Source organism: Rhizobacter sp. Root1221, assembly GCF_001425785.1.
GTDB lineage: Bacteria > Pseudomonadota > Gammaproteobacteria > Burkholderiales > Burkholderiaceae_C > Rhizobacter.
On the sequence record NZ_LMDI01000033.1, the window covers coordinates 15,534 to 40,069 of the forward strand.

The 24,536-nt window shown below is 68.7% G+C and carries 24 protein-coding genes; 13 read left to right on the plus strand and 11 right to left on the minus strand.

Annotated features, from left to right (window positions below; genetic code table 11):
• Positions 1-5 precede the first annotated feature (5 nt).
• The 10 genes from ASC87_RS20710 to ligD all read left to right on the plus strand — a co-directional run bounded on the left by ASC87_RS20710 (position 6) and on the right by ligD (position 11,458).
• On the plus strand, positions 6-917 hold the full coding sequence (locus tag ASC87_RS20710; RefSeq protein ID WP_056666679.1) for a carbohydrate ABC transporter permease: 912 nt from the start codon (positions 6-8) through the stop codon (positions 915-917).
• The gene (locus tag ASC87_RS20715; RefSeq protein ID WP_056666682.1) at positions 914-1,744 is read left to right on the plus strand and encodes a carbohydrate ABC transporter permease; all 831 of its coding nucleotides are present in this window, start codon (positions 914-916) and stop codon (positions 1,742-1,744) included. The genes ASC87_RS20710 and ASC87_RS20715 overlap by 4 nt, the downstream gene beginning before the upstream one ends.
• Before the next feature lie 57 nt (positions 1,745-1,801).
• Positions 1,802-3,127: an extracellular solute-binding protein gene (locus ASC87_RS20720; protein ID WP_056666686.1), complete on the plus strand. Its 1,326-nt coding sequence runs from the start codon at positions 1,802-1,804 to the stop codon at positions 3,125-3,127.
• Between the two features lie 18 nt (positions 3,128-3,145).
• Positions 3,146-4,666 (plus strand): alpha-N-arabinofuranosidase, encoded by a 1,521-nt coding sequence (locus tag ASC87_RS20725; protein ID WP_056666688.1) that lies wholly within the window; start codon positions 3,146-3,148, stop codon positions 4,664-4,666.
• Positions 4,667-4,671: 5 nt separating this feature from the next.
• Positions 4,672-5,394 (plus strand): FadR/GntR family transcriptional regulator, encoded by a 723-nt coding sequence (locus ASC87_RS20730; RefSeq protein WP_056666691.1) that lies wholly within the window; start codon positions 4,672-4,674, stop codon positions 5,392-5,394.
• A gap of 69 nt (positions 5,395-5,463) precedes the next feature.
• Positions 5,464-5,880, plus strand: coding sequence for a VOC family protein (locus ASC87_RS20735; RefSeq protein ID WP_056666693.1), 417 nt, complete (start codon positions 5,464-5,466; stop codon positions 5,878-5,880).
• A gap of 764 nt (positions 5,881-6,644) precedes the next feature.
• Positions 6,645-7,172: an SRPBCC family protein gene (locus tag ASC87_RS20740; protein WP_056666697.1), complete on the plus strand. Its 528-nt coding sequence runs from the start codon at positions 6,645-6,647 to the stop codon at positions 7,170-7,172.
• Between the two features lie 76 nt (positions 7,173-7,248).
• Positions 7,249-8,007: a glutathione peroxidase gene (locus tag ASC87_RS20745; protein WP_056666700.1), complete on the plus strand. Its 759-nt coding sequence runs from the start codon at positions 7,249-7,251 to the stop codon at positions 8,005-8,007.
• A gap of 79 nt (positions 8,008-8,086) precedes the next feature.
• Positions 8,087-8,971: a Ku protein gene (locus ASC87_RS20750; RefSeq protein ID WP_056666703.1), complete on the plus strand. Its 885-nt coding sequence runs from the start codon at positions 8,087-8,089 to the stop codon at positions 8,969-8,971.
• Positions 8,972-8,977: 6 nt separating this feature from the next.
• Positions 8,978-11,458, plus strand: coding sequence for a DNA ligase D (ligD, locus tag ASC87_RS20755; RefSeq protein WP_056666707.1), 2,481 nt, complete (start codon positions 8,978-8,980; stop codon positions 11,456-11,458).
• On the opposite strand, the gene ASC87_RS20760 is transcribed toward ligD, so the two are convergent.
• From ASC87_RS20760 to ASC87_RS20795, 8 genes are all read right to left on the minus strand, one after another.
• On the minus strand, positions 11,459-13,210 hold the full coding sequence (locus tag ASC87_RS20760) for a type IV secretory system conjugative DNA transfer family protein (protein WP_056666709.1): 1,752 nt from the start codon (positions 13,208-13,210) through the stop codon (positions 11,459-11,461).
• A gap of 13 nt (positions 13,211-13,223) precedes the next feature.
• On the minus strand, positions 13,224-14,294 hold the full coding sequence (locus tag ASC87_RS20765; protein WP_056666712.1) for a CpaF family protein: 1,071 nt from the start codon (positions 14,292-14,294) through the stop codon (positions 13,224-13,226).
• Positions 14,291-14,728 (minus strand): hypothetical protein, encoded by a 438-nt coding sequence (locus tag ASC87_RS20770; protein WP_056666715.1) that lies wholly within the window; start codon positions 14,726-14,728, stop codon positions 14,291-14,293. The genes ASC87_RS20765 and ASC87_RS20770 overlap by 4 nt, the downstream gene beginning before the upstream one ends.
• Positions 14,725-15,237, minus strand: coding sequence for a hypothetical protein (locus ASC87_RS20775; protein ID WP_157604170.1), 513 nt, complete (start codon positions 15,235-15,237; stop codon positions 14,725-14,727). The genes ASC87_RS20770 and ASC87_RS20775 overlap by 4 nt, the downstream gene beginning before the upstream one ends.
• A gap of 12 nt (positions 15,238-15,249) precedes the next feature.
• Positions 15,250-16,674, minus strand: a complete 1,425-nt coding sequence (locus ASC87_RS20780) for a TrbI/VirB10 family protein (RefSeq protein ID WP_056666722.1) — start codon at positions 16,672-16,674, stop codon at positions 15,250-15,252.
• Positions 16,671-17,654, minus strand: coding sequence for a TrbG/VirB9 family P-type conjugative transfer protein (locus ASC87_RS20785; RefSeq protein WP_056666725.1), 984 nt, complete (start codon positions 17,652-17,654; stop codon positions 16,671-16,673). Before ASC87_RS20785 ends, ASC87_RS20780 begins: the two co-directional genes overlap by 4 nt.
• 28 nt (positions 17,655-17,682) lie before the next feature.
• Positions 17,683-18,543, minus strand: a complete 861-nt coding sequence (locus tag ASC87_RS20790) for a hypothetical protein (protein WP_056666728.1) — start codon at positions 18,541-18,543, stop codon at positions 17,683-17,685.
• A 419-nt stretch (positions 18,544-18,962) separates the two neighbouring features.
• Positions 18,963-19,205 (minus strand): hypothetical protein, encoded by a 243-nt coding sequence (locus ASC87_RS20795; protein ID WP_157604171.1) that lies wholly within the window; start codon positions 19,203-19,205, stop codon positions 18,963-18,965.
• Positions 19,206-19,444: 239 nt separating this feature from the next.
• Here ASC87_RS20795 and ASC87_RS20800 point away from each other — a divergent pair, with 239 nt between their 5' ends.
• Positions 19,445-20,851, plus strand: coding sequence for a sigma-54 dependent transcriptional regulator (locus ASC87_RS20800; RefSeq protein WP_056666733.1), 1,407 nt, complete (start codon positions 19,445-19,447; stop codon positions 20,849-20,851).
• A 22-nt stretch (positions 20,852-20,873) separates the two neighbouring features.
• Here ASC87_RS20800 and ASC87_RS20805 read toward each other — a convergent pair whose 3' ends face one another.
• The 3 genes from ASC87_RS20805 to ASC87_RS20810 are packed head-to-tail and all read right to left on the minus strand — an operon-like array spanning position 20,874 to position 22,396.
• Positions 20,874-21,746, minus strand: coding sequence for a sigma-70 family RNA polymerase sigma factor (locus ASC87_RS20805; RefSeq protein WP_056666736.1), 873 nt, complete (start codon positions 21,744-21,746; stop codon positions 20,874-20,876).
• Between the two features lie 18 nt (positions 21,747-21,764).
• Positions 21,765-21,923: a hypothetical protein gene (locus ASC87_RS32055; protein WP_157604172.1), complete on the minus strand. Its 159-nt coding sequence runs from the start codon at positions 21,921-21,923 to the stop codon at positions 21,765-21,767.
• Positions 21,923-22,396, minus strand: coding sequence for a hypothetical protein (locus ASC87_RS20810; RefSeq protein ID WP_056666738.1), 474 nt, complete (start codon positions 22,394-22,396; stop codon positions 21,923-21,925). Before ASC87_RS20810 ends, ASC87_RS32055 begins: the two co-directional genes overlap by 1 nt.
• Positions 22,397-22,665: 269 nt before the next feature.
• Here ASC87_RS20810 and ASC87_RS20815 point away from each other — a divergent pair, with 269 nt between their 5' ends.
• Together ASC87_RS20815 and ASC87_RS20820 are read left to right on the plus strand one after the other, a co-directional pair.
• Positions 22,666-23,364: a hypothetical protein gene (locus ASC87_RS20815; protein ID WP_157604173.1), complete on the plus strand. Its 699-nt coding sequence runs from the start codon at positions 22,666-22,668 to the stop codon at positions 23,362-23,364.
• 77 nt (positions 23,365-23,441) lie between these two features.
• Positions 23,442-24,410: a DMT family transporter gene (locus tag ASC87_RS20820; protein ID WP_056666742.1), complete on the plus strand. Its 969-nt coding sequence runs from the start codon at positions 23,442-23,444 to the stop codon at positions 24,408-24,410.
• The last annotated feature ends 126 nt before the right edge of the window (positions 24,411-24,536 follow it).

A 24,536-nucleotide genomic window follows, 5' to 3' on the forward strand; every position in this document is an offset into this window, starting at 1 on the left:
TCCCCATGGCCACCAAGCGCCTGCCGCCGTCCCTCGTGCCCACCTCCGGCGTGGGCGTGTCCCACTGGGGACACGCGCTGTTCATCGCGCCGTTCGTGCTGGTTTACGTGGCCCTGCTGGTGGTGCCACTGGTGCGCGGGATGTACCTGTCGTTCTTCGAGGTGGATGCGCTGTCGGGCGACAGCACGTTCGTGGGCTTCGACAACTTCGTGCAACTGGCCGGCGATGCGGTGTTCCGCGGCGCCGTGTTCAACACCTTCGCGTTCGTGCTGATGACCACGCCCGCGTTCGTGGCCATCGGCCTGGCCCTGGCCCTCGCGCTGAAACAGGCCGGCTTGCTGCGCGCAGGGCTGCGCGCCATCTTCTTCGGCGCGTCGGTGCTGTCGGTCACGATCGTCACGCTGGTGTGGCGCCTCGTGTTCATGACCGACCGCGGGCTGCTCGCGAACCTGATGCGGGCCATCGGCCTGGACCCGGTCAACCCCCTCGTCGATCCGCACCTCGCGCTGCCGGCCGTGGCGCTGGTCACCGTGTGGTGGATCATCGGGCTGCCGATGATGCTGTTCCTCGCCGCGCTGCAGCAGATCCCGCAGGACGTCTACGAGGCCGCCGCGCTCGACAACGCCAGCCGCTGGCGCACCTTCCGGTCCATCACGCTGCCGGCCATCCGGCGCACGCTGGCGCTGGTGGCGATCATCGAGGTGATCGCGCAATTCCAGTTGTTCGGCCAGGTGCAGCTGATGACCCTGGGCGGCCCCGACAACGCGACGCGGCCCATCGTGCAGTTCATCTTCGAGGCGGGCTTCAACCAGTGGGCCATCGGTTATGCGGCCGCGGCAGCCCAGGTGCTGTTCGGTCTGATGCTGATCGCCGTGGTGGTGCAGGTGCGCGTGGCATCGCGCAAGGAGGCGGCATGAAGACGCATGGCGCCCTGGGCGACCGCCTCATCCTCGCCAGCGCCTGCCTGCTGGCGCTCGTGTGGATGGCCCCGCTGCTGTGGGTGCTCGCGCTGTCGTTCAAGCCGAACGACTTCCTCGCCGGCCGCACCGACGTGCTGTTCTCGCCACCGTTCACGCTGAAGAACTACACGGACATCTTCGGCACGTCGTCGGTGTTCCGGTGGATCATCAACAGCAGCATCGTGGCCATCGCGCAGACGGCACTGACGCTCGTGCTGTCCACGCTGGCAGGCTACGGGTTCGCGCGCACCGAGTTTCCGGCCAAGCGGTGGTGGTTCGCGTTCGTGCTCGCGGGCCTGGCGGTGCCGGAGCAGGCCATCGTGATCCCGCTGCACCGGCTGTTCGCCGACCTCGACCTGCACAACAGCTACAGCGCCCTCGTGCTTCCAAAACTGGCGGCGCCGTTCGGTGTGTACCTGATGACGCAGTACTTCAAGGCCGTGCCGAAGGACATCGAGGAGGCTGCGCTGCTCGACAACACGCCCCGCTGGAAGGTGTTCTGGCGCGTGGTGCTGCCGCTGTCGCTGCCCGCCCAGGCCACGCTCGGCATCTTCACCTTCCTCAACGCATGGAACGACTACCTGTGGCCGCTGATCTCGGCGTCGCAGCCGGAGATGTACACGCTGACGCTGGGCCTCGCGGCCACGCAGTCGAACTTCGCGCAGTCCGAGGGCATCGGCTACCTCATGGCCCAGGCGGTGTTCGCCGGGTTGCCCATCTTCATCGTCTACCTGTTCTTCCAGCGCCACATCGTCCAGGCGGTGGCGGGCACCACCGTGCGCTGACGCGCCATGCGACACGGCTTGATTCCACAGGCGCATCCACTGAAGGAGATCCTTCCGATGAACACGACCCAACGCCGTGCCTGGCTCGGCTTCGCCCTTTCGCTCTGTGCGCTGTCGGTGCAGGCGCAGGACAAGACCGTTGTCACGCTGTCCCGGTTCTTCGGCGCCTGCGAGGCCGACTACGGCAGCGTCAACGACGCCGCCAAGGCCCGCGGCGAGTGCGGCATCATCACCTCGCTCGTGAACCAGTTCAATGCGAGCAACACGCTCAACGTGGTCGTGAAGCCGCAGATCGTCGAGTGGGGCCCGTACTATGACCAGCTCACGGCCCGGCTCGTCGCGAAGGACGTGCCCGCCATCGCGGTGATGCACGAATCGGTGCTCGGCGATTTCGTGGCCCGCAAGCTCGTCGACCCGCTGGACGACGGCCTGAAGAAGGTGGGCGTCGACACCGCCACGTACTCCGGCCAGGCCAGGACCGGCACCACCTTCGACGGCAAGACCTACGCGCTGCCCTTCGACACGTGGGCCTGGCTGTGGCACGTCAACCTCAATCTCTTCAAGAAGGCCGGCCTGGTGGATGGCGCCGGCGCCCCGGTGCTGCCGAAGACACCCGACGAACTGCTGGCGCAGGCCCGCAAGTTCAAGGAGGCCACCGGCAAGCCGTACTTCGCCTGGACCACGGCGAACGAGACGGCCGCCCCCACCCGCACGTTCCTGACCCTTGTGAACCAGCAGGGCGGCCAGCTGTTCAAGGGACGCACGATCGACGTGAAGGGCAAGGAAGCCGCCGCCGCCATGTCGCTGATGAACAAGCTGTGGGCCGAGGGCCACATCAAGAAGGGCCTCGACTACGGCGCCACGCAGCAAGCCTTCATGAACGGCGACGTGGGCGTGAACGTAGTGGGCACGTGGACCATCGACGACTTCATCGTGTCGTCCGAGAAGGCGGGATCTCCGCTGAAGGGCGGCTACACCGTGGTGCCGTTTCCGGCGCTGTACGGCAAGAAGTCGGCGTTTGCCGACGGCCACAGCTGGGTGCTGCTCAAGGGCGGCATCAAGAACGACAAGCAGCGTGAAGGTGCCTACGCATTCCTGAAGTTCCTGTGGGACAACGACCACCACTGGGCCCGCACCGGCCACCTGCCCGCCAACCGCGCAGTGCTCGAGAGCGACGGCTTCAAGGCCCTGCCGTTCCGCAAGAACATCCTCGAACTGTCCAACACCGGCGCCGGCATGCCCGGCACGGTGCCACGCCAGCGCGCTGTGGAACAGATCATCGGCGAGGAGCTGTCCAGCATGCTGCTGGCCAACAAGCCGGTGGCCGACGTGCAGGCCGGCATCGAGCAACGCGTGAACAAGCTGCTCGCCAGCGCCAAGTGAACCCGGGAGCCTTCGGACATGATCCACGCCAAACTCGTCGTCGACAGCGACTTCGTCATCTCGGAACTCGACCGGCGGATCTTCGGCACGTTCGTCGAACACATGGGCCGTTGCGTGTACACCGGCATCTTCGAGCCGGGCCACCCCACGGCCGACGAAACCGGCCTGCGCCAGGACGTGATGGCGCTCACGCGCGAACTCGGGCCCACCATCGTGCGGTACCCGGGCGGCAACTTCATGTCCGGCTACAACTGGGAAGACGGCGTGGGGCCGCGCGAGGACCGGCCCGTGCGGCTGGACCTCGCGTGGTATTCCACCGAGACGAACCAGTTCGGCACCAACGAGTTCATCGACTGGTGCCGCAAAGCCGACATCGAGCCGATGCTCGGCGTGAACCTCGGCACCCGCGGTCTCGACGAGGCGCGCGCGTACATCGAGTACTGCAACCACCCGGGTGGCACTACGCTGTCCGAGCTGCGCCGCAGCCACGGCCAGGACCAGCCGCACGGCGTGCGCTTCTGGTGCCTCGGCAACGAGATGGACGGACCCTGGCAGATCGGCCGCAAGACGGCTGAGGAGTATGGGCGCATCGCCGTGGAGACCGCCAAGCTGCTGCGATCGGTGGACCCTACGATCCAGCTCGCCGCGTGCGGGTCGTCGGCCCACAACATGCCCACCTACGGCACCTGGGAGGACACCGTGCTCGACCATTGCTTCGAGCAGGTGGACTTCATCTCCCTGCACACGTACTTCGAGAACAAGCACGACGCCACCGAGGAGTTCCTCGGCAACATCGACGTGACCGACACGTTCATCCAGGAGATCGTGGCCGTGGCCGACAGCGTGGCCGCGCGCAAGCACTCCACCAAGCGCATCATGCTGTCGTTCGACGAGTGGAACGTCTGGTACAAGAGCCGCGGCATCGACGACCTGCGCAAACCCGGCTGGCCCGTGGCCCCGCGCCTGATCGAGGAGGTCTACAACTTCGAGGACGCGCTCGTCAACGGCGGTGCGCTGATGGTGCTGATGAACCACGCCGACCGGGTCAAGGTGGCGTGTCTCGCGCAACTCGTCAACGTGATCGGGCCCATCATGACGGAGCCCGGAGGCCCCGCGTGGCGCCAGACCATCTTCCACCCGTTTGCGCTGACGGCCCGCCATGCCCACGGCCGCGTGCTGCGCCCGGTGATCGACTCGCCGTCTTACGAGGCCAAGACGTTCCCCGAGATTCGCTACCTCTGCGCATCAGTCACCGACGATCCGGCCACCGGCCGCACGGTGGTGTTCGCGCTGAACCGCCACCTCGGCGAGGAGATGGACTTGAAGGTGCACCTGCGCGGCCTCGGCCGGCAGCGCACGCTCGTGGAAGCGGCCGAACTGCACCACGTGAACATGAAGGCCACGAACACCCGCGAAGCGCCCGACACGGTCACGCCCGCGCCCCACACCCGCGTGTCGGTGGACGGCGAGGTGTTGACGGCCCGGCTGAAACCGGGTTCGTGGAACATGTTCGTGACCCACGCCACCGACCGGGGCTGAGCACGATGTTCGAACGCGCCGAGGTGGTGGGCACGATGAGCGCGCAGGTGGCCCGCATCCTCGGCATGCGCATCGTGAGCGGGGAGTACCGGCCCGGGTCGGTGCTACCCATCGAGCCCGAGTTGTGCGCCGCCTTCGGCGTGAGTCGCACCACGGTGCGCGAGGCGGTCAAGCACCTCGCGAGCAAGCGGCTGCTCGAGGCGCTGCCGAAGGTCGGCACGCGGGTGCTGCCGTTCGACGAATGGAACCTGCTGGACCGCGACGTGCTGGGCTGGCGTCTGCTCGCGCAGTTCGACCACAAGATCGTCGCGGACATCTTCGAGATGCGCCTCTGTTTCGAGCCCCGGGCCAGCGCGCTCGCGGCCGAACACGGCACCGCGGACGACTTCGCGATGCTGGCCCACCGGCTCGACGGGCTGCGCGCCGCGCTCGCCCCGGGGCAGGACACCCGCCTCGCGGCGCAGGGCGACCTGGAATTCCATCTGCTGGTCATCAACATGTCGCGCAACGGCATGTTCATCACGATCGGCGGGGCCATCAAGGCCGCGCTGCGCGTGTCGTCGGAAATGTTGCACCGCCACCCGGACCAGCCCGGACGCGACCCGGCGCTGTACGCCGAGGTGGCCCGGCACATCACCGCCCGCCACAGCGCCCGCGCCGCGGACGCCATGACGGTGCTGCTGCAGGCCTCGCGCGACCGGTTGCTCACCATGATGGCCAAATCGTAAACCTCCAGGTTGTCTTTTTGGATGATGCGGTTTAAGCTGGTTTTTTCCACGGCTCACCAGGAGGTCACCATGCCTGTACTTGATCCCTACCTCTTCTTCGACAACAACGCTTCGGAGGCGATGCACTTCTACGCCCGCACGCTGGGCGGAAAGATCGAGTTCGAGCAGAAGGTCAAAGGGTCACCCGGCTGGGAGAGCATGCCCCCCGAGGTGGCCGAGCAGGCGATGCACATCGCCATGTCGCTGGGCGACCGCCGGCTGATGGCCTCCGACAGCTGCGGCCAACCCTTCAACGGCCGCCGCGGTGTGTCGCTGTCGCTCTCGTACACCGACCTGGCCGAGGCCCGCCGCCACTTCGACGCGCTGGCCGACGGTGGCAAGGTCATCATGCCGCTTGGCGAAACCTTCTGGGCCGAGGCCTTCGGCATGCTCGAGGACAAGTTCGGCACGGCGTGGATGATCAACGGCGGGCAGAAGGCGGTGTGAATCTCCGTCATCCCGTCACCCCGACGGACGTCGGGGCCCACTGGGCGCTGCGAGTTGAGTTTTCTCTCGGGCGAGGCCGCGCCGGGTCTCGGCCCGGCAGCCGAGTCCCTTCTTGTTCTGGTGAAAAAGAAGGAACCAAGAAAACACCNGATGAGATCCGGGCGGCGGTGGGGGTGCGTTACCCCTTCGAGTGAGCGCTTTCGCCCGTCACCCCTCCCGTCACCCCCACGGACGTCGGGGCCCACTCTTCGCTGCGAGTTGAGTTTTCTCTCGGGCGAGGCCGCGCCGGGTCTCGGCCCGGCAGCCGAGTCCCTTCTTGTTCTGGTGAAAAAGAAGGAACCAAGAAAACACCTCAACATCAGCTTCCCAGACCTTTGCCCTGGCGCTTCGGCTGAGCGGGACTCGCACGGTGTACGCCGAGAACTCAACCAAGCCAGGACGTCTCTCCACGCCCTGACTCCCGGGGTCTGCCTTCCCAGGCACCGCACCACCCGTGCCACTCGCGTCACCCTGGACGGGTCTCCGGCTTGGCGTCTCTCCACGCCCTGACTCCCGGGGTCTGCCTTCCCAGGCACCGCACCACCCGTGCCACTCGCGTCACCCTGGACGGGTCTCCGGCTTGGTCATCGGTACAGCAGGGCCCCGCGCACGGAGGGCCTCGTCGTTCGTCCGGCCAATCGCCGCACATCGCGCAAGCCATGTGCGCGCCCTCCGGCACGGGTGTACGATCCGCCCCCGTCGCCCTCACCCCCCTGGAGTTCCCCATGTTCAAGATGATCGCGCTCATCGTCGTGGTGCTGATCGCCACCGTGCTGGGGCTCGCGGCGACGAAGCCGGACACTTTCCGCGTCGAACGTTCGGCCACCATCAAGGCCCCGCCCGAGAAGGTGTACGTGCTGATCAACGACTTTCACCACTGGACCCAGTGGTCGCCGTGGGAGCGCATGGACCCGGCCATGCAGCGCACCCACAGCGGCGCCAGCAGCGGGACCGGCGCGGTGTACGCCTGGGAGGGCAACAAGAAGGTGGGCAAGGGCCGCATGGAGATCGTCGACTCGGCGGCTCCGTCGAAAGTGACCATCAAGCTCGATTTCCTGGAACCCTTCGAGGCCCACAACACCGCGGAGTTCGTGCTCACCACCCAGGGTGACGCCACCACGGTCACCTGGGCCATGACGGGCCCCAACCTTTTCCTCGGCAAGGTCATGAGCGTGTTCACCAGCATGGACAGCCTGGTGGGCAAGGACTTCGAAAGCGGCCTGGCCAACCTGAAGGCAGTGGCCGAAAAATAGACGCGGCGCGGTCCTACACCCGTGCAGCACGGCCCGGGCCATCCTTCGAGGATCGACATTCTCCGGAGGACCCGCCATGCCTGACCGCCGCCCAGAACGCCGCCGCGAAGGCGACCGTGTGCCCGACGTGTCGTTCCGCGTGCGCCGCGACGACGATTGGTCGGTGGTGCACGGCCGCGAGTTGTTCGACGGCAAGAACGTGGTGGTGTTTTCGCTGCCCGGGGCTTTCACGCCCACCTGCTCGTCCACCCACCTGCCCCGCTATGACGAGTTGGCCCCGGCCTTCCGGGCGCACGGCATCGACACGGTGGCGTGCATCTCGGTCAATGACCCGTTCGTGATGGACGAATGGGCGCGCACCCAGCACTGCGACAACCTGCTGATGTTGCCCGACGGCAACGCCGCCTTCACCCGCGAGATGGGCCAGCTGGTGGACAAGCGCGACCTGAACTTCGGCGAGCGGTCGTGGCGCTACTCGATGCTGGTGCGCAACGGCATCATCGAGAAGATGTTCGTCGAACCGGACGAACCTGGCGACCCGCTCACGGTGTCCGACGCCGACACGATGCTGAAGTACCTCGATCCGGACGCCAAGGCACCCGATGCAGTGGCCATGCTCTCGCGCGAGGGGTGCCCCTTCTGCGCGAAGGCCCGGAAGATGCTGGACGACGCGAAGATCCCGTTCGCGGACGTGCCGCTCGACGGCGCCATCCGGTCGAAGGCGCTGAGCGCCATCGCCGGCCAGGCCACCGTGCCGCAGGTGTTCGTCAACGGCGCCCACGTGGGCGGCTCCGAGGCACTCGAACGCTGGCTGCACGCCCGCTCCGTCGCCTGACACCACGGCGCAGAACCGTCCTACGGACACTCCCCGGCCGCCAGGCGCACGATGTTCCCCTGACGATGGGAGAACTGCCATGGCGAGTCGGGTCATCTGGAAAGGGGCCATCAGCTTCGGGCTGGTGCACGTGCCGGTTGCGTTGTATCCGGCGTCGTCGGAAGGCGGCATCGATTTCGACTGGCTGGACAAGCGCACGATGGATCCGGTGGGCTACAAGCGGGTCAACAAGCGCACCGGCAAGGAGATCGACAAGGCCCACATCGTCAAGGGCGTGAAACAGGCCGACGGCGACTACGTGATCCTCAGCGACGAGGAGATCAAGGCCGCCTACCCGAAAACGATGCAGACCATCGAGATCGAGGCCTTCGTCAAGGCCGCCGAGATTCCGTTCCTGCACCTCGAACGCCCGTACTACCTGGAGCCCGTGGCCAAGGGCGAGAAGGTCTATGCGCTGCTCCGCGAGGCCATGCTTGCGCAAGGAGTGATCGGCATTGCGCGGGTGGTCATGCACACCAAGGAACACCTGGCAGCGCTGATTCCCGCCGGCCCCGCGCTGATGCTCAACACCTTGCGCTGGGCCGCCGACATCCGCGACGTGTCCGACCTGAAGCTGCCGGCTGAAGGCAAGTCGGCCGCGCACCTGAAGGACAGCGAGTTGAAGATGGCCGAGCAGCTGGTCAAGGACATGACCGACACGTGGCAGGCCGGCCAGTACGAGGACCACTTCACCGAGGCGGTCCACACGCTGATCGAACAGCGTGTCCATGCGGGCAAGACCGAAAAGGTGACCCCGCTGGAAGACGCCGGCCCTGCCGGCACCACCAACGTGGTGGACCTCACGGCGCTGCTGAAGCAGAGCCTCGGCGGCCGGCGCGCCGCGGCCAACGAACCGAAGGCCAAGGCGCCGCCGGCCGGGAAGGCGGCCGCCAAGAAGGCCCCGTCCACCCGCAAGCGGGCCTGAGGGGCCATGGCGACGCCGCACGCCGACCGGCTGGAACGCTACCGCGCCAAGCGCGACTTCACGCTGACGCCGGAGCCCGCCGGGGTGCGGGCTCGGCGCGGCAAGGCCCTGTCGTTCGTGATCCAGAAACACGACGCCACCCGCCTGCACTACGACTTCCGACTGGAGTTCGACGGGGTGCTGCTGTCGTGGGCCGTGCCCAAGGGGCCGTCGTTCGACCCGTCCGACAAACGCATGGCCGTGCGCACCGAGGACCACCCGATGTCGTACGCCGACTTCGAGGGCACGATCCCGCCCGGGCAGTACGGCGCCGGCAACGTCATCGTCTGGGACCGGGGCACCTGGACCCCGCTGAACGACCCGGCCGACGGCCTCGCCGCGGGCAAGCTCGCCTTCGAGCTGCACGGTGAAAAGCTGGCCGGCGTGTGGGAACTGGTGCGCATGAAACCGCGCAACGGGGAGCGGCAGGAAGCGTGGTTGCTGTTCAAGAAGCGCGACGCACACGCCCGGCCCCATGACGAGTTCGATGTGGTGGCCGAACGGCCCGACAGTGTCATCACGGCCCGGCCGCTGGCGCCGCGCGTCCGCAAGGCAGCGCCGCCCAGGAAGGGGCCCCTGCCGGCCACGCTGGCGCCACAGCTCGCCACCCTCGCCACGGCGGCGCCCACCGAGGGCGAGTGGACCTACGAGATCAAGTACGACGGCTACCGCGTGATGACCCGCATCGAACGCGGGGTGCCGGCGTTCCTGACCCGCGGCGGGCACGACTGGACGGCCAAGCTGCCGGGGCTGGCCCAGGCGGTGCGCGGCCTCGGCATCAAGTCCGGTTGGCTCGACGGGGAACTGGTGATGTTGAACGACGACGGGGTGCCCGACTTCAACGCGCTGCAGAACGCGTTCGACCGCACCCGCACCGACCGCATCGTCTATGTGCTGTTCGACGTCCCGTTCCTCGACGGCCGGGACCTGCGGTCCGAGCCCTTGCGCGAACGGCGGCAGGTGCTGAAGGCGCTGCTCGACGGCCATGACAGCGACCGCGTGCGGTTCAGCCCCGGCATCGACGCCGACCCGGCCAGCATCCTCGCGTCCGCCTGCCGCATGAAGCTCGAGGGCGTGATCGCCAAGCGGGCCGATGCCCCCTACGAGTCCCGGCGCTCCACGTCGTGGCTCAAGCTCAAGTGCCAGCAGCGGCAGGAGTTCGTCATCGCGGGTTTCACGGCACGCCGGGGTGTCGACGGCGAGGTCGGCAGCTTGCTGCTGGGGGTGCACGACGAGCGGGGCCGGCTGGTCTCGGTGGGCAGCGTGGGCACCGGCTGGGACACCGCCACGTCCCGCGACTTGTGGCACACGCTGGCCCGCATCGAGGCCCCCGCGCCGCCGTTCACCGCGGAGGCCGCGCCGAAGAATGGGCGCTGGTCGCGGCGAGACCTCGTGCAGGTGCACTGGGTCAAACCCACCCGCATCGCCGAGGTGTCGTTTGGCGAGTGGACCCCCGACCAGCAGATCCGCCACGCCGTGTTCGTGGCCCTGCGTGCCGACAAACCGGCGCGGCAGATCACCCGGGAGAAAGCCGTGACACCCACGACAACCCACACCACCGTCAAGATCTCGAACCCCGGCCGCGTGATCGACCCGGGCACCGGCGCCACGAAGCTCGACCTCGTGCGGTACTACGACAGCATGGCCGAGTTCATCCTGCCGCACCTGAAGGGCCGGCCCTGTTCGCTCTTGCGCGGACCCGACGGCGTCGGCGGTGAACTGTTCTTCCAGAAACACACCGGCAAGCTGAAGCTCGACGGGGTGAAGCAGCTCGACCCGGCGCTGTGGCCCGAGCACGAGCCGCTGCTGGAGGTGGGCACCGAGAAGGCGCTGGCGAGTGCCACGCAGATGAACACCATCGAGTTCCACACCTGGAACGCCAAGGTGCGTTCGATCGGCAAACCCGACCGCATCGTGTTCGACATCGACCCCGGCGAAGGCGTCGGCTTTCCCCAGGTGCGCGAGGCCGCCACGCTGACCCGTGCGCTGCTCGCCGAACTGGGCCTCGAGGCGTGGCTCAAGACCAGCGGCGGCAAGGGATTGCACGTGGTGGTGCCCATCGCCCCCCGCCTCGACTGGGACACGGTGAAGGACTTCTCCCGCGCGGTGGTGGCCCACATGGCCCACCACATCCCCGACCGTTTCGTGGTCAAAAGCGGGCCGTCGAACCGCGTGGGCAAGATCTTCATCGACTACCTGCGCAACGGCCACGGCGCCACCACGGTGGCCGCCTTCAGCGCCCGCGCCCGGCCCGGCCTCGGGGTGTCGATGCCATTGCACTGGGACGAACTCGACTCGGTGAAGGCGGGCAGCCAATGGACCATCGCCAATGCCCGCGAGCACCTGTCGTTCCAGAAGGCCGATCCATGGGCCGGCTACGCCACCGCCCGGCAGCCCCTCGGTGCGGCGATCAAGCGGCTGGCACTGCAGGCCGGCGGCGCCAGGTGATCAGGCGGGCGGGACGGCCTGCACCACCTTGTCCTGCGGGCGCTGGTACAGCACCCGCGTGGTGTCCGCCGGCACGAAGGCCGTGAACACGACCGACGCGAGGCGATCGGGCGCGAACAGCACCCCCACCCGCGGGGACAGGCTCAGCATCTCGTTCTGCGTGACGATGGGCACCTCCAGGTCGTACACCATGCGCGACGCGGTGTAGGCCTCCCCCCCGAACCGGTTGTGCTCCACTGTCTGCGACTTGGTGGTGCGGACCATCTTCGTGCCCGACAGCAGGCTGGCCCATTCGGCCGTCTCCGGATCGGAGGCGCGGTACAGCAGCTTGATCTGGCAGTTGACGATCACCCCCGACTCGAGTGCCTCGACGTTGAGCGTGCGGTCCTCGGGGCCGCGCAGGTCCCGGATGGACTGGTGCAGCAGCACCATGTTGACGTTGAACCCGGCGATCGTCGCGAGCGCATCGCTGATCTCCTGCGAGATCATGAACTTCACTTCGTCGACCGCCAGGGTCAGGTGGTGCGGGCGTTCGGGCGCCAGCCGGCGCGCCTCCTGGATGACCTCGGTGATGAAGGTCTGCGTGGCACGCTTGATGGTGGCGTCGTCCAACGAACCGCGCACATAGACGCTGGCGCCCATCCTCAGCGCGTCGGCAACCTTGTTGCCGCCCCCCTTCTTCGGGTTCAGCGACGGCATCATGCCGAACTCGACCAGGCCGTCGTACAGGCGGTTGGCACTTTCCTTCAGCGGCTTGCCGTCTTCCCCGCGCTGCTCGAGCGCGGCCTTGAGCCCGGCGATGCTGGTCCCCGACTTGGACATGATGGTGTCCAGGATCGCGCGCTCTTTCGACTTGTAGAAGTCGGCACCGTCGCCGGTGTTGTTCAGGCCGAAGCAATTGACGATGCGGGCCCGGCGGTCGCGGTCGGTGCCGCCTTCGAACGGGGCCCAGCGGGTGTCTTCGCTCGCGAGGTCGATGTAGATGAACCGGCGGCCCGCGCGCTCGCAGGCCTCGGCCATGATGTACGGCAGGAACGCGTCGGCCTTCGGGTCGATGTAGACCACGCCGTGGCCCTGCGCGATGGCCTGTTCGAGCATCGTGCCCAGCACCACCCCCTTGCCGAAGCGGGTGGGGCCCACCACCTGCATGTGGGTCGCACGGAACGTCCTGGCCTCCAGGTAGGCCGGCTGGTTGGCCTCGTCGAGGCCCACGAACACCTGGTCCGCCCGGTAGTGGTCGCGCGGAAGGAAGTCACGTGCCTTGAGCTTGCCCACCTCCACCCGCATGTCGCTCTGCTTGTGGTCTTCCTGCCTGACCAGCACACGCTGCCACTGGCGCGACAGCCACGGGGTGCCGTAGCGGGCCCAGCACAGGCGGGCGGCCAGCCCCCCCACCACCCCGGCCGGCATCAGCCAGCCCCAGCGCCAGGCCTGCCGCGACACGTAGTCGACGAACCAGTGGTGGCCCTGGCCAGACCCGTTGCCCAGGGTCGCGAGGGTGCCGAAGTACATCGCCGGCCAGTACACGAGCACCAGCACGACCAGCGCGATGACCGCCACGTTGCGCAGGCCCACCTTCGTGAGGTCGATGAGGCCGTAGTCCTCCTCGCGTGCCGGGGGCACGCGCAGCGGCAGCACGTCGATCAGCGCGAGCGTGGTCATCGCGGTGGCGGCACACACCCACCACCACGGGGTGGACCAGCGCATTGCCGCGATCACGAAACTCGCTGCGGCCTGGTTCATCTCGTCCATCGATCGTGCTCCTTCAGTCGTCGCGGGTGTAGTGCATGCGCTGCATCGACGGCGCATGGACCGCCTCGTGTTCGCCCCGCTCGTAGTTCCACCGCCACAGCAGCGAGAACTCGCCGTCGAGGAGCTGCGCGATCTCGACCACCCGGCGCCCGTGGTGCGGCGTCTTCTGGGCGTGCACGATCACGTCGAGGTTGCTGCGCACCTGGCGCTGCACGTGTTCGTACGGGATCGCGGCGAAACCGGCGGCGGCGAGGTTGGTGAGCCGGTCGATCGTGTCGAGCGCGCTGTTCGCGTGGATCGTCGACAGGATGCCGGAGTGACCCGTGTTGGCCGCGGTCAGCAGCGCCTCGGCCGCCGCGCCGTCGCGCACCTCGCCGACGATCAGCCGCTGCGGCTCCATCCGCAGCGCGTTGCGCACCAGCCGGCTCATCGTCAGCGGCTCCACGTCCTTCACGAAGCGGTGTGGTGCCTCCAGGGCCACCCAGTGGTCGCTGTCGATCTGCAGCTCGGCCGTGTCCTCGATGCTGATGATGCGGTCCTCGCGGGGGATGAAGTTCGACACCGCGTTCAGCAGCGTCGTCTTCCCGCTGCCGGTGCCGCCGGACACCAGGATATTGAACCGGTTGAGCATGGCCAGGCGCAGGTAGCGGCCCATGGCCGCGTCGAACGACCCGGTCTGCATCAGGGCGTCGGCCGTGTACCGCAGCTTCGGGAACAGCCGCACGGTCATGTTGCTGCCCGACACCCCGGTGGGCGCCAGCACGGCGTTGATGCGCGACCCGTCGTCGAGCCGCGCGTCGAGCAGCGGGCGCTCGAGCGGGTGCACTTCCTGGCCCAGCGCGTTGGCGATCTGCTCGATGGCGGTGACGAAGTGGAACTCGTTCTGCCAACGGGCGTCGACCCGCTGGAACTCACCGCGCCGCATGATGAAGACGCTGTCGAAGCGGTTCACGAAGATGCCGGTCACGCCGTCGAGGCGGAAGTACGGATCGATCGGCCGCAGGTAGTGGCGCACCAGTTCCCACTGCAAGCGCACCGCGCTGCGGGCCTCCTCGCTCTGCGGATCGGCGGAGGTGGCTGTCATTTCATCCGCCCCAGCTCGCGCCGCAGCGCGTCCACGTTGTCGGCGTGGCGTGCCACCACCTTGGCCATGTCCGCGCCGGCACCCGCGCGGGCCCGCGCCAACGCCTCTTCCTCGGTGCGCAACTCGGTCTCGAGGATGGTGCGCCGCTGGTCGTCGCGCCCCCGCTGGTCGGCCGGGTCCACGCGGTGCGCCGCGGGCTCGCTTCGTGCCGGCCCGCGCAAGGGCGCCGGTTTCGGCGACACCGCCCCATCGAGCGGCGACACCCGCACCCCCACACGCTCGCACGCCCGGGCCCGCGCGTCGTCGTCGCTCAGCAGGTTGGTCACCACCGGCGCGCCACCGTCCCCGGCGGGCGGGCAGCGGTACATCACGGCGTGGGCACCGGCCGGCCACGCGATCGCTGCCGCCAGGATCCAGGGGGGCGGCCGTGTCACCGCGCCTCCCCTGCCAGTGCCGCGGCCCCGTGCAGGGCCACGGCCACCGAGGCCACCGCCACGAAGGTCCACCGCAGCGGCCAGCGGCGCGCGTGGACCGCCCGGTTGCGCCGCACCGCCGGCGCGATCGTGACCCACAACACCGCCGCGTACGGGAACACCGTGGTCGCCATGTCCCCGGGCCGGCCGGCCAGCGACACCCCCAACCCCCACAAGAACAGCAGTGCGTTGAGCGGCAGCGCGTAGGCCAGGAATCCCCGCTCCGGCGGCACGTCGAACAGCACCGGTTCGAGCGCGTCGGCCACATGGAACAGCGCGAGGAGCGACGGCAGCGCCATCGCCCACGACAGCCACGGCGGCGCCAGCACGCTGGTGACGATCAGCGGTGCACAGGCGATCGCGTGGGGCAGCAGCGATTGGCGCAAGCCCGAGCTGTCCACTTCGCCGGCGGCAGCCCGCCGGCACCAGTCGCGGGCCCGGACGATCCACGGCACGGGTGTCGGGGTCATGGGCTCGTCCACTCAGGGCCGCTGCGCCACGGCGGGCGCGAATTCGTCGATGGGCGCCCAGGCCTGCAGCACCATCTCGTCGTCGAGGAACACGTTCATCGGCGTGCCCGGGCGAAGGGTGATCGTGGGCACCAGGTTCAGGTACCGCGCCGCCACCCGCTTGCCGATGTCGGCCAGGCCTTGCGCGATCTCCGCGCCGGCCGACCGCTGCCCGCTCAGCAGGCTCACGGCCGTGGCGGCGTTGTTCTGGTCGGTGCGCTTGGCCGCTTCCACCGCCCCCCAGCCCCCGATCACCCCGTAGGCGACGACCCCGCCGAGCGTGGCGAGGACGTGGCGGTTGACGTCACCGTCGATCGCCGCCACACCGCCCGCATCGAGCATGGCGCTGCGCGTGAGGTCGATGCGCGCGCCGTTCGGCAGGACGAGCCATTGGGCGGCCAGGCCCATGCGCTCGTTGATCGCCTCGTTGACCGGCTTCGGCCGCACCGACGTGCCGAGCACGCGGGTGCCCTTCGGGATCAGGATCACGTCCTGGTGGATGTCGTAGATGTCGCGCGACACCATCGCGCGCCAGCGCCCCTCCCAATCGGAGTTCACTTCCATGTCGAGCACCGCCGCCATGACGGTGCCCACGGGAACGACGTACTCGCCCTCTCGCCGCCCCTCCCCCCGTTCGCGGCGCCGGCTGGCCGACTGGCCCACCACCGCCCCGGAGGCCTGGCCGCTGGGCAGGTCGCGGACGAACGGCGTGGCCAGGTCACCCACCGTCTCGCCCGCCGGGCCACCCGCGCCGCCCCCGGCGCCCGCGCCACCGCCAGTGCCGCCCTGGCGCACGCGGTCGATCGCCTGGCGCAGGCGCTGCAGCGTGCCGTCGGCCCGCCGCCCCCCGGCACCGGATGCCGCTCCCGCCGGCGCGCGCACGTCCGCCTCGGCGCGTGCATTGGCCACCACCATGTCCTGCGATTTGATCGCGGCCAGCGAACGCTTCAGGTCCTCGAGGCGGGCTTCCTCGCGCACGCCATCCTCGGCTGTCTTGCGCGGCGGGGCGGCCACGTCGGCCGGTTCGTCGCGCGGCGCCGGCCGGTCGCGGCGGGCCTGCGCCTCGGCCTGGGCCAGCGCGGCCTTCCGCTGGCGTTCGCTGTCGAGCCGGGCCGCCTCGAGCTTCTGCCGGGCCTCGAAGTCGATGAACGGGTCCTGCGGCACCGGCGGCTTCGCAGCTTCGGCGGCAGCGGGTGCCACAGCCACCTTCGCCGGACCGCGCAAGGCATCCACCAACAGCCCGCCCACCACCAGGGCCCCGAGCACCGACGCGACCAGCACCGCCCGCTTGCCGTGTTGCGCGGCCTGTTCGTCACCGCCCGAACCCGGGGGTTCGGTGTCGTCGTGGCCGGGGCGGGTGAGGTCCGGCGACGGATCGGCGCGGGACGGGCCGTTCACGACGACGCCCCCTCGGCCTTGCGCACCACGTCCATCGACTGCTTGCCGGACTGCAGCGTGAACTTCGGGAAGATGCCGCTCACCTGGTAGGTCCGGGTCGGCGCGTCGTACTGGTATTCGAGCAGCACCGCGCGGCCGTCCACCTCGCCGGTGATCGACATCAGGCCCTGGCCTCCATCCTTGACCCGCACGTACGTGAAGCGGCCGTCGTCGTACACCGACTCCACCTCGCCGCCCGTCCAGCGCGAGAACGTGCCGCTGCGCCATTCGTAGTTGCTGTTGAGCTTCTTGCGGTAGGCCTTGAGCCCTTCGCGAGACTGGCGTTCGAGCTGGGCGTTCCGCTCACGCAGGCTCGTGACCTCGCGCGAGAGCACGCCGGAGCCGTCGTAGCCTCCCGCCTCGGCCTTGGTCCAGGCGTTCCGGGACAGCAGCCCCGCATCGGCCACGATGTACACGCAGTGAGACAGCTCGGCCCCTTCCGGCACACGGGTCACGAGGAACTCGTAGGCATTGCCGCTCTGGCCGATCGCCGAGATCGTGGTCGAACGGCCTTCGGTCGACCGGCTCGTGGGCTTGATGAAGATGCGGTTGTTGATCCAGTCGAGCGCCCACAGCTCCTTGTCGCCCATGATCACGTCGATGCCGTTCTCGGGCAGTGCGACGTGGATCTGCTTGTACGGTTGTGCCACCAACCGGATGATGTCGCCGCGTTGCCAGTGCACGGTGCGGCAGCTGAGGGCCGGCTCGTTGCCATGGGCACGGTTGGCCGCGCGGGCCTGTACCGCGCGGGTGGTGGCCGCCGCGCGGCGTGGGGCCACCGGCGCGTCGTCGGTGGCAACGGCCGCGGGAGCGGGAGCGGGCGCCGCCTTGGCTGGCGGCGGCGCATCGAACGGCGTCTGCTGCGCGACCGCACACGCGGCGGCAAGGCCGAAGCAGGCGGCCATCAGGCGGGCCGCCACGAGGGTGGACAGGTTTCTCATCGGATGCAGGGCTCCATGGCGGGGGGTGTCAGGATGCGGCGCCGGACTTGTCGTCGCGCGGCACCGGGGTGGGGTCTTCCTTCAGGTCGAGCGACAGGATCTCGAGCCCGAGCGGGTTGGCGACCAGCGCGTTCTTGTTCGCACCGATCTCGTCCTTGCCCTTGATGCGCCAGCCCACCTGCACGATCGCGTTGCGGCGGTCGAGCACGGTGCCATCGGACTTGCGCTCGGTGAACGTGGTGAAGACCAGGGACTCGTAGAGGGTGGAGTCGGCGCGCTCGGGGATGTGCACCGGGGTCTGCGTGCGGTGTTGCACCACGCGCACGCGCACATCGCGTTCGAGGCAACGCGACTTGCATTCGGTGAGTTCAGCCGCCACCCGCGCGGCGTTGTAGTCCTCGGCCCCGAGGAACTGCGCCGACAGCTTCGGCGACAGGAAGAAGCCCACGAAGCGGTAGTCCGCGGTGATCGTGCCTGCCACCTTGCGGTAGCGCTTCTCGATGAACTCGCTGAGCTTCGACTCCAGCGTCGTCTGGAAGAACTCGACCGGCCGCACGCGGTCGGCGAACTCGACGGTGTAGGCGCCCGACGGGTCCAGCTTGACCCAGGCCACCCGCACGTTGTTGGCGAAGCGGCTGTCGGCCGCGTACCAGCCGAAACAGACGAACAGCGTGATGGCCCCGAGCATCACGAACGCGACGAACCAGCGCGCCCGGTCCGCGGTGGTCGCCGCGAGCAGGTCCAGGCGCGAATGCGCGCGCACCTTGTGGATCACCGCCTCGGGCACCAGGCCGTCTTCCTGGCGTCCCGGCCTCGGCGCACGCGGCTCGGCCGGCTTGCGTGCCAGTTTCGCGGCCTTCGCGGTTCCGGACTTGTTGAACAGGGACATCGGCGACTTTCACGGTGAGGGGCTCCCTGTCCAGTCGCAACGCCGGTGCCATGTGGGCCGCCCTCGCGTCGTGGCATGCGAAACACGAGGTGCGTCAGGCAGTTAGCGCAGCCAGGTGAGCGACCGGATGCCGCCGGCGCTGTGCGGTTCTTCGCACGGCGCGCATTCGGCGCGGCGATCGGCCGCACGTCCCCCAACAAGAAAAGGGCCGCAAGGGACACCCCTTGCGGCCCCGCGGGCGAGGAACACCACCGGGCCCGCGCCCCATTCACCGGAACTGGCGCCACGCCCCGACCCGCCCGAAAAAGGAAGGCCACGCGGTCTCCTTTCCCTGCCCGGTGGCAGTCCGGCGCCGCACATGACACGGCCGCCGGTGCCACGTGTGTAGGCCAAGGCGCGTGACACGCAAGCCACTCCGGTCAATGAGGCTCGCCGCTGAGCATGGGTGCGAAGGCCAGGCTCTCCAGGCTCGGCTCCGCGAGTTCGTCGAGCACCTCGCGGGCGAGCGCCGCGTGCACGGTGCGGCCATCCGCCACCAGGCTCGCGAAGCCCCAGAGCACCACGTGCTCCACGATGTCCGCACCGCTGCGCAGGCCACCCGTTTCGCCCGCACGCATCATTCGCAATGCGCGCAGGCAGTTCCTCAGTTCTCGTGCCGTCATGTCGGTTCTCCTCGAAGTCAGTCGGTTCGGCCGGCCACGGCCGGTCTTCTTGCCGGCCCTGGCCGGTCTTCTTTCAGTTCGATACAGCTGCTCTGCGTATAGGGTGCAACGCCCAAACGCCAAGGGCTGCCGCCGTGACGCCCGGTAACGCACCGTGCACACCGTGGTGCATGCGCCGCTGCTGGCGTTACGGGCTTTCGTAGATGCCTGAAAAAAAGAACGGCAGTACGCTTCTTCACATGAACGTCATCCTTCTCCACCACGACAGCCAACAGCGTTCCGAACTCGCGGCCCAGCTGCGCGAAGGCGGCCTCGACGTCCAACCCGTCACGAGCAGCGACGACCTGCTGGCCGCGGTTGCCTGCGGCGCAGCCGGCGCGGTCGTCACCGACCTCGACGTGCCCGGCGTGCACGAAGGCATGGAGCTGCTGTCGCAGTGCCGCGCCATCGACCCGCAGCTGAGCCTCATCGCCTTGTGCGCCCGCAACGACGCGGCCACCGCGGTCGAGGCCGTGCACCGCGGCGCGTGCGACGTGCTCACGCGGGAACGCCTGCCACGCCTCGTGCTGGCCTGCCGCCAGGCCTTGCGCGCACGCGAGATCGCGTTGCAGGCCCGCGGTGGCACCGACGCAGCCGAGGACGACGACGCGGAAGGCGCGGAAGCCGGCATCCCCTCCATCCAGGCGATGCTGCGGGGCAACCACCCGGCCATCGCACGGTTGCGCCAGACCCTGCTGCGCCTCGCACGCATCGAGACCGACGTGCTCGTGAAGGCCGAGACGGGCTGCGGCAAGGAAGTGGTCGCCCGGTGCCTGCACGACTTCGGTCCACGCCGGAACAAGCGCTTCGTGGCGATCAACTGCGGCGCGATTCCCGAGAACATCTTCGAGAGCGAGCTGTTCGGCCACGAGGCCGGGGCGTTCACCGGCGCGGCCAAGCGCCGCATCGGCAAGCTCGAACATGCCGCCGGCGGCACGGTGTTCCTCGACGAGATCGAAAGCATGCCGATGTCGATGCAGGTCAAGCTGCTGCGCGCGTTGCAGCAACGCACCATCGAGCGCGTGGGCGGCAACGAGCCCATCCGGCTGACCTGCCGCGTGGTGGCGGCCACGAAGGACGACCTGCTCGCGCTCGCACGCACCGGCCGCTTCCGCATGGACCTGTACTACCGCATCAACGTGATCGAACTCGACATGCCGCCGCTGCGCGAACGGCGTGGCGACATCCCGCTGCTGGCCGAGTCGTTCGCCCGCGAGGCGATGCGCCGGCACGGTGTCCCGGTGACCGACCTCGTGCCCGACTTCGTGTGCCGGCTGATGGCGCGCGACTGGCCCGGCAACGTGCGCGAGCTGCGCAACGCGGTCGAACGGCACGTGCTCGGCATGCCCGAACACCGCGGCATGGCCGACGAGCCAGCCACCCAGTCGCTGCCGCAGCTGGTGGCGTCGTTCGAGCGGATGGTCATCGAACAGTGCCTGCGCATGTGTGGCGGCTCCGTCACCCGGGCGTCGGAGGCCCTCAGCGTGCCGCGCAAGACGCTGTACGACAAGCTGACCCGGTTCAGCGTCGACCCCGCCACGTTCCGCTCCGAGGTGCCGGTCAGCTACGCGGTGCCGGGCGACACGGCCTGCTCGCTGATGCAGTGACCGCCTGACGGCGGTCAGGGGGTCAGGCCAGCGCGATGTCGCGCGTGATCCCTGCCGCCTCGAGCCCCTCGCGCAAGGCCTGCAACGCGGCCACCTGGACCTGCCGGATGCGCTCGCGGGTCACCCCGCCCAGCGCACTCAGCTGCTGCAGCGTGAGTTCATCGGAGCCATCGAGGCCGAACCGGGCCACGATCACGTCGCGCTGCCGCGCGGGCAGGCGCGCCACCAGCTCATGCAGCAGCCGTGCGAGGCGCGGGGCATCGTGGCGCGCGGCCACGTCGTCGAACACGTCGGCCTCCAGGTGCCCGACCGAGGCCAACTGGGCCTCGCTGTCGTCGCCATCGATCGCGACCTGCGTCACCAGCGGCGCGGGCGCGCTGTCGCTGAAGTCGACGGCCTCCGCATCGTGGGCGTCGGCCCAGTGCTGCCAGGCCTCTCGTCCCGCACGCTGCTGGGCGCGCAGCGGTGGCCGCACGATCGGCACCTGCGTGGCGATCGCCGTCTGCAGGTAATAGCGGATCCACCAGCCCGCATAGGTCGAGAAGCGCAAGCCCCGCTCGGCCTCGAACTTGCCGAGTGCGACGAGCATGCCGACGTTGCCTTCCTCGATCAGGTCCAGCAGGTCGAGGCCTCGGTGGCTGAACGGACGCGCCATTGCGATCACGAGACCGAGGTGATGGCAGATCAGCCGGTCGCGTGCGCCGTCCTGACCGTCGGCCATGGCCGACAGCAGCTCGAACTCGCGCTCGGGCGCCAGCCGCTCATAGCGCCGCACCTCGCGGAGGTACAGCGTCATCAACGTCGGCAGGCGCGCATCTTCGCGCGCCTCGGAGGCCCACTCGGGCGCGTCCGCGCCCGATCCGTCGGCCAGCAGCGGGTCGTGCGGACCGTTCACCGTGCAACGGCCCGCGTGTCAGCGCGCCGGACGCAACGCCGCGTCGGCCCCGAGGTCTCGCTCGACCACGCGCGGCGACACCGGTGGGGCCACGTCGGCCGGCGGCGGCGTCACACACGCGGCAAGCAGGAGCGGCGGCAGGATGGTTGCAGCCAGGAGGCGGAGGAAGCGGGTCATCAGGGTTCCTTCGATTCGTCGGTGACGTGGCGTTCGATCGCCACGAGGCGGTGGGTGTGGTCGACCACGAGGCGGTGGTCCTCGCCGATGAGCAGCAGCACGGCGGACTCGATGCTCATGACACCGGCGTTCGCAACGATCGGCGAGACCGGCCTGCGCAGCACCGTGGCGCTGGCGAGCGGGTCTACCGTGCGGTCGGTGATGCGGTAGCGCACCGGCATCAGCACCGATGCGATCGCGTCGCCAACCGTGTTCGTGCGCGGGTCGAACGCCACGAAGGTGCCGACCTTCAGCGGGTTGACCTTGGGCAACGCGGCCGCCACCTCCTGCGCCTGCACGGGTTCCGGGATCGACGCGAGTGCGATCAACGCGGCCGCCGCGGCCAGCACACACCAGCGCAGGAGGGCGCGGGCCTCGGACGGCATCTGGGTGGCACTGCGTGCGGTGCGTTTGAGGAAGGTGGTGAGTGGCATCGGCGGGTTCCGGGTCGTGCTGTCGATGACCTCTTCGGGCGCAACCCTCGTGCCAGCCACCGGGCGCTGGCGTGTGCGGGAGAAGACAGCACAACGGCGTGCGGCAATCCGCCCGCCTCGCCGCGCCGTGTGCGCCGTTCCGCACGGCCCTTGACTCCCGGATCCACCGCCCTACACCCCGAATGCCACCCACCGTGGCGTGGCAACCAACGCCAGTTCCCTTCTGGGAACGAACGTGGTCACTTCAACCCAGGAAGGATGTGATTCGGGTGTCCAGCACTCGTGTCGACATCGAGCTCCACCTCCCCCGTCTCCTGGAGACGGAGGGCTTCCGGCTGGTCCTCGCGGACGAAATTCTGCGGGGCCAGGTCACCGCGCTCCTGACCCACGGCTATCGCCGGGCGAAGAAGGAGTTCGACCGCTCCGTCCTCGGGTCCTACCCGCTGGACACGGTCGTCATCGTCGGCACCCGCAAGGGTGACGACGAGCCGGTGCTCACGGTCGCACTCAAGATGGTGCGCCACCTCAATGCCCTTGAGCCCCGCCTCGAGGTGGACGCCAAGGCGCTCCTCGGCGACGAGGAGTTTGGCAAGCTGCAGGTGCCCGCCGCCGTTGCGGCGCGGGCAACGTGCAGCATCTCCGGCATGTACCCGTCAGCGCGTCCGGCCATCCTCAACCTGGCTGGCGTGCTGGGCAGCCGTGTCCAGCTCAGCTTCAACCCTGAGTCCAACGGCATTGCCAGCAACCTCGAGCCCCTGGGCTACTCGGTGCACAAGGTTCCGAAGGAACTCGCCAAGAAGGCGGTCTTCCCCGGACCGCAGGTGGTGACCCGTCTCGACGAGTCCCACTTCCGCTCCACCACGGCCCAGTTGGCGGCCCGGATGTTCGGCGGCGCCATGCCGCTGGCCGTCTGGGGCGAGGAAGCGCGCCTGAAGCTGGAAGAGCTGGGCGGCAAGGCCTGGTTCTGATCCATCCAAGCGGGGTGCCATCCATCCGGATGGCACCCCGTCCCAACCCAACTCCACTGGAAGGTGGTGATCGGCGCATGTCGAACGACAAGCGTCAGCTTCTCAAGGCCCGCGGTTTTGCCGCGGCCGCCGCGACCGGAACGGTCGCGTTGCAGAACATCCTCCGGATCCTGAAAGGTGACGGCTTCGGGGTGTTGTTCCTCGTCTTCCTGCGCTACGCCGGCGCCGTGGCCATCAGCTCCGTGCTGGTGATCCGGCACGTGCCGACGCCGGCAGGGGCACGCCACAAGCTGCTGTCGCGGTTCCGACTCAAGGATCGCGCGCAGTCCAAGCGGCTGAGCATCCGGGGATACCTGATGTTCGGCGTCTCGCTCGGCGTGGTTGTCGGGGCCCTGTTGCTGAACAACACGCAGTTCACCACCATGAGCCTGGGCACCGTCTCGGTGTTCGTGCAGCTGATCGGTTACAGGTTCTTTGACATGGTCATCGACCGCCCGGTCTACCTGGTGATCTCGATCATCCTGTCCGCCATCGGCGTCGGCTTCACCGCTGCGTCCGACTGGACCGACATCGTTGCCATCAGCACCGGTTTCGCTGTCGTGGTGTTCACCTCGGTGTGCAACGCGACGAACCAGCTGTTGGGCAAGCGCGCGAACGAGTTCGGAGACAACCGTTACCTGGTGATGTTCTATCAGAGCATCGTCGGGTTCATCGCGTCCCTGAGCGCGATCGTCCTCAGCCTCGTGAACGCGTGGACCCTGCTCACCCGGGGAAACCTTCCTTGGCACACGCTCGCTCCGCTGGTCCTGGGGGTGTGCGTGCTCGGATTCCTCCCCGCGCTGTGGCTCCACCGTTCCACCGAACAGGTGTCGCCCGGCCGGGTGTCCGCCGTCGCCATCATCCAGATGCCGATCGGGTTCATGATCGACTGGCTCGGGTTCGACATCTTGCCGAACACGTTCGGTTGGATCGCGATCTCGCTCCTCGTCGGCGGTGCGTACTGCTCGATCCGGGCCAACCAGCCCGTTGACAAGCAGAAGCCTTGACCAAGTGACCTGCCGGCACCCGTGATCCTCACGGGCGCTGGTCGGTCTTTCGGGCTGGCACGAAGTAAGCAAGCAGGTCAGTGTCGGCGCGTGTGATTCACACCCGCCGGCCTGCCCTGTCAAACG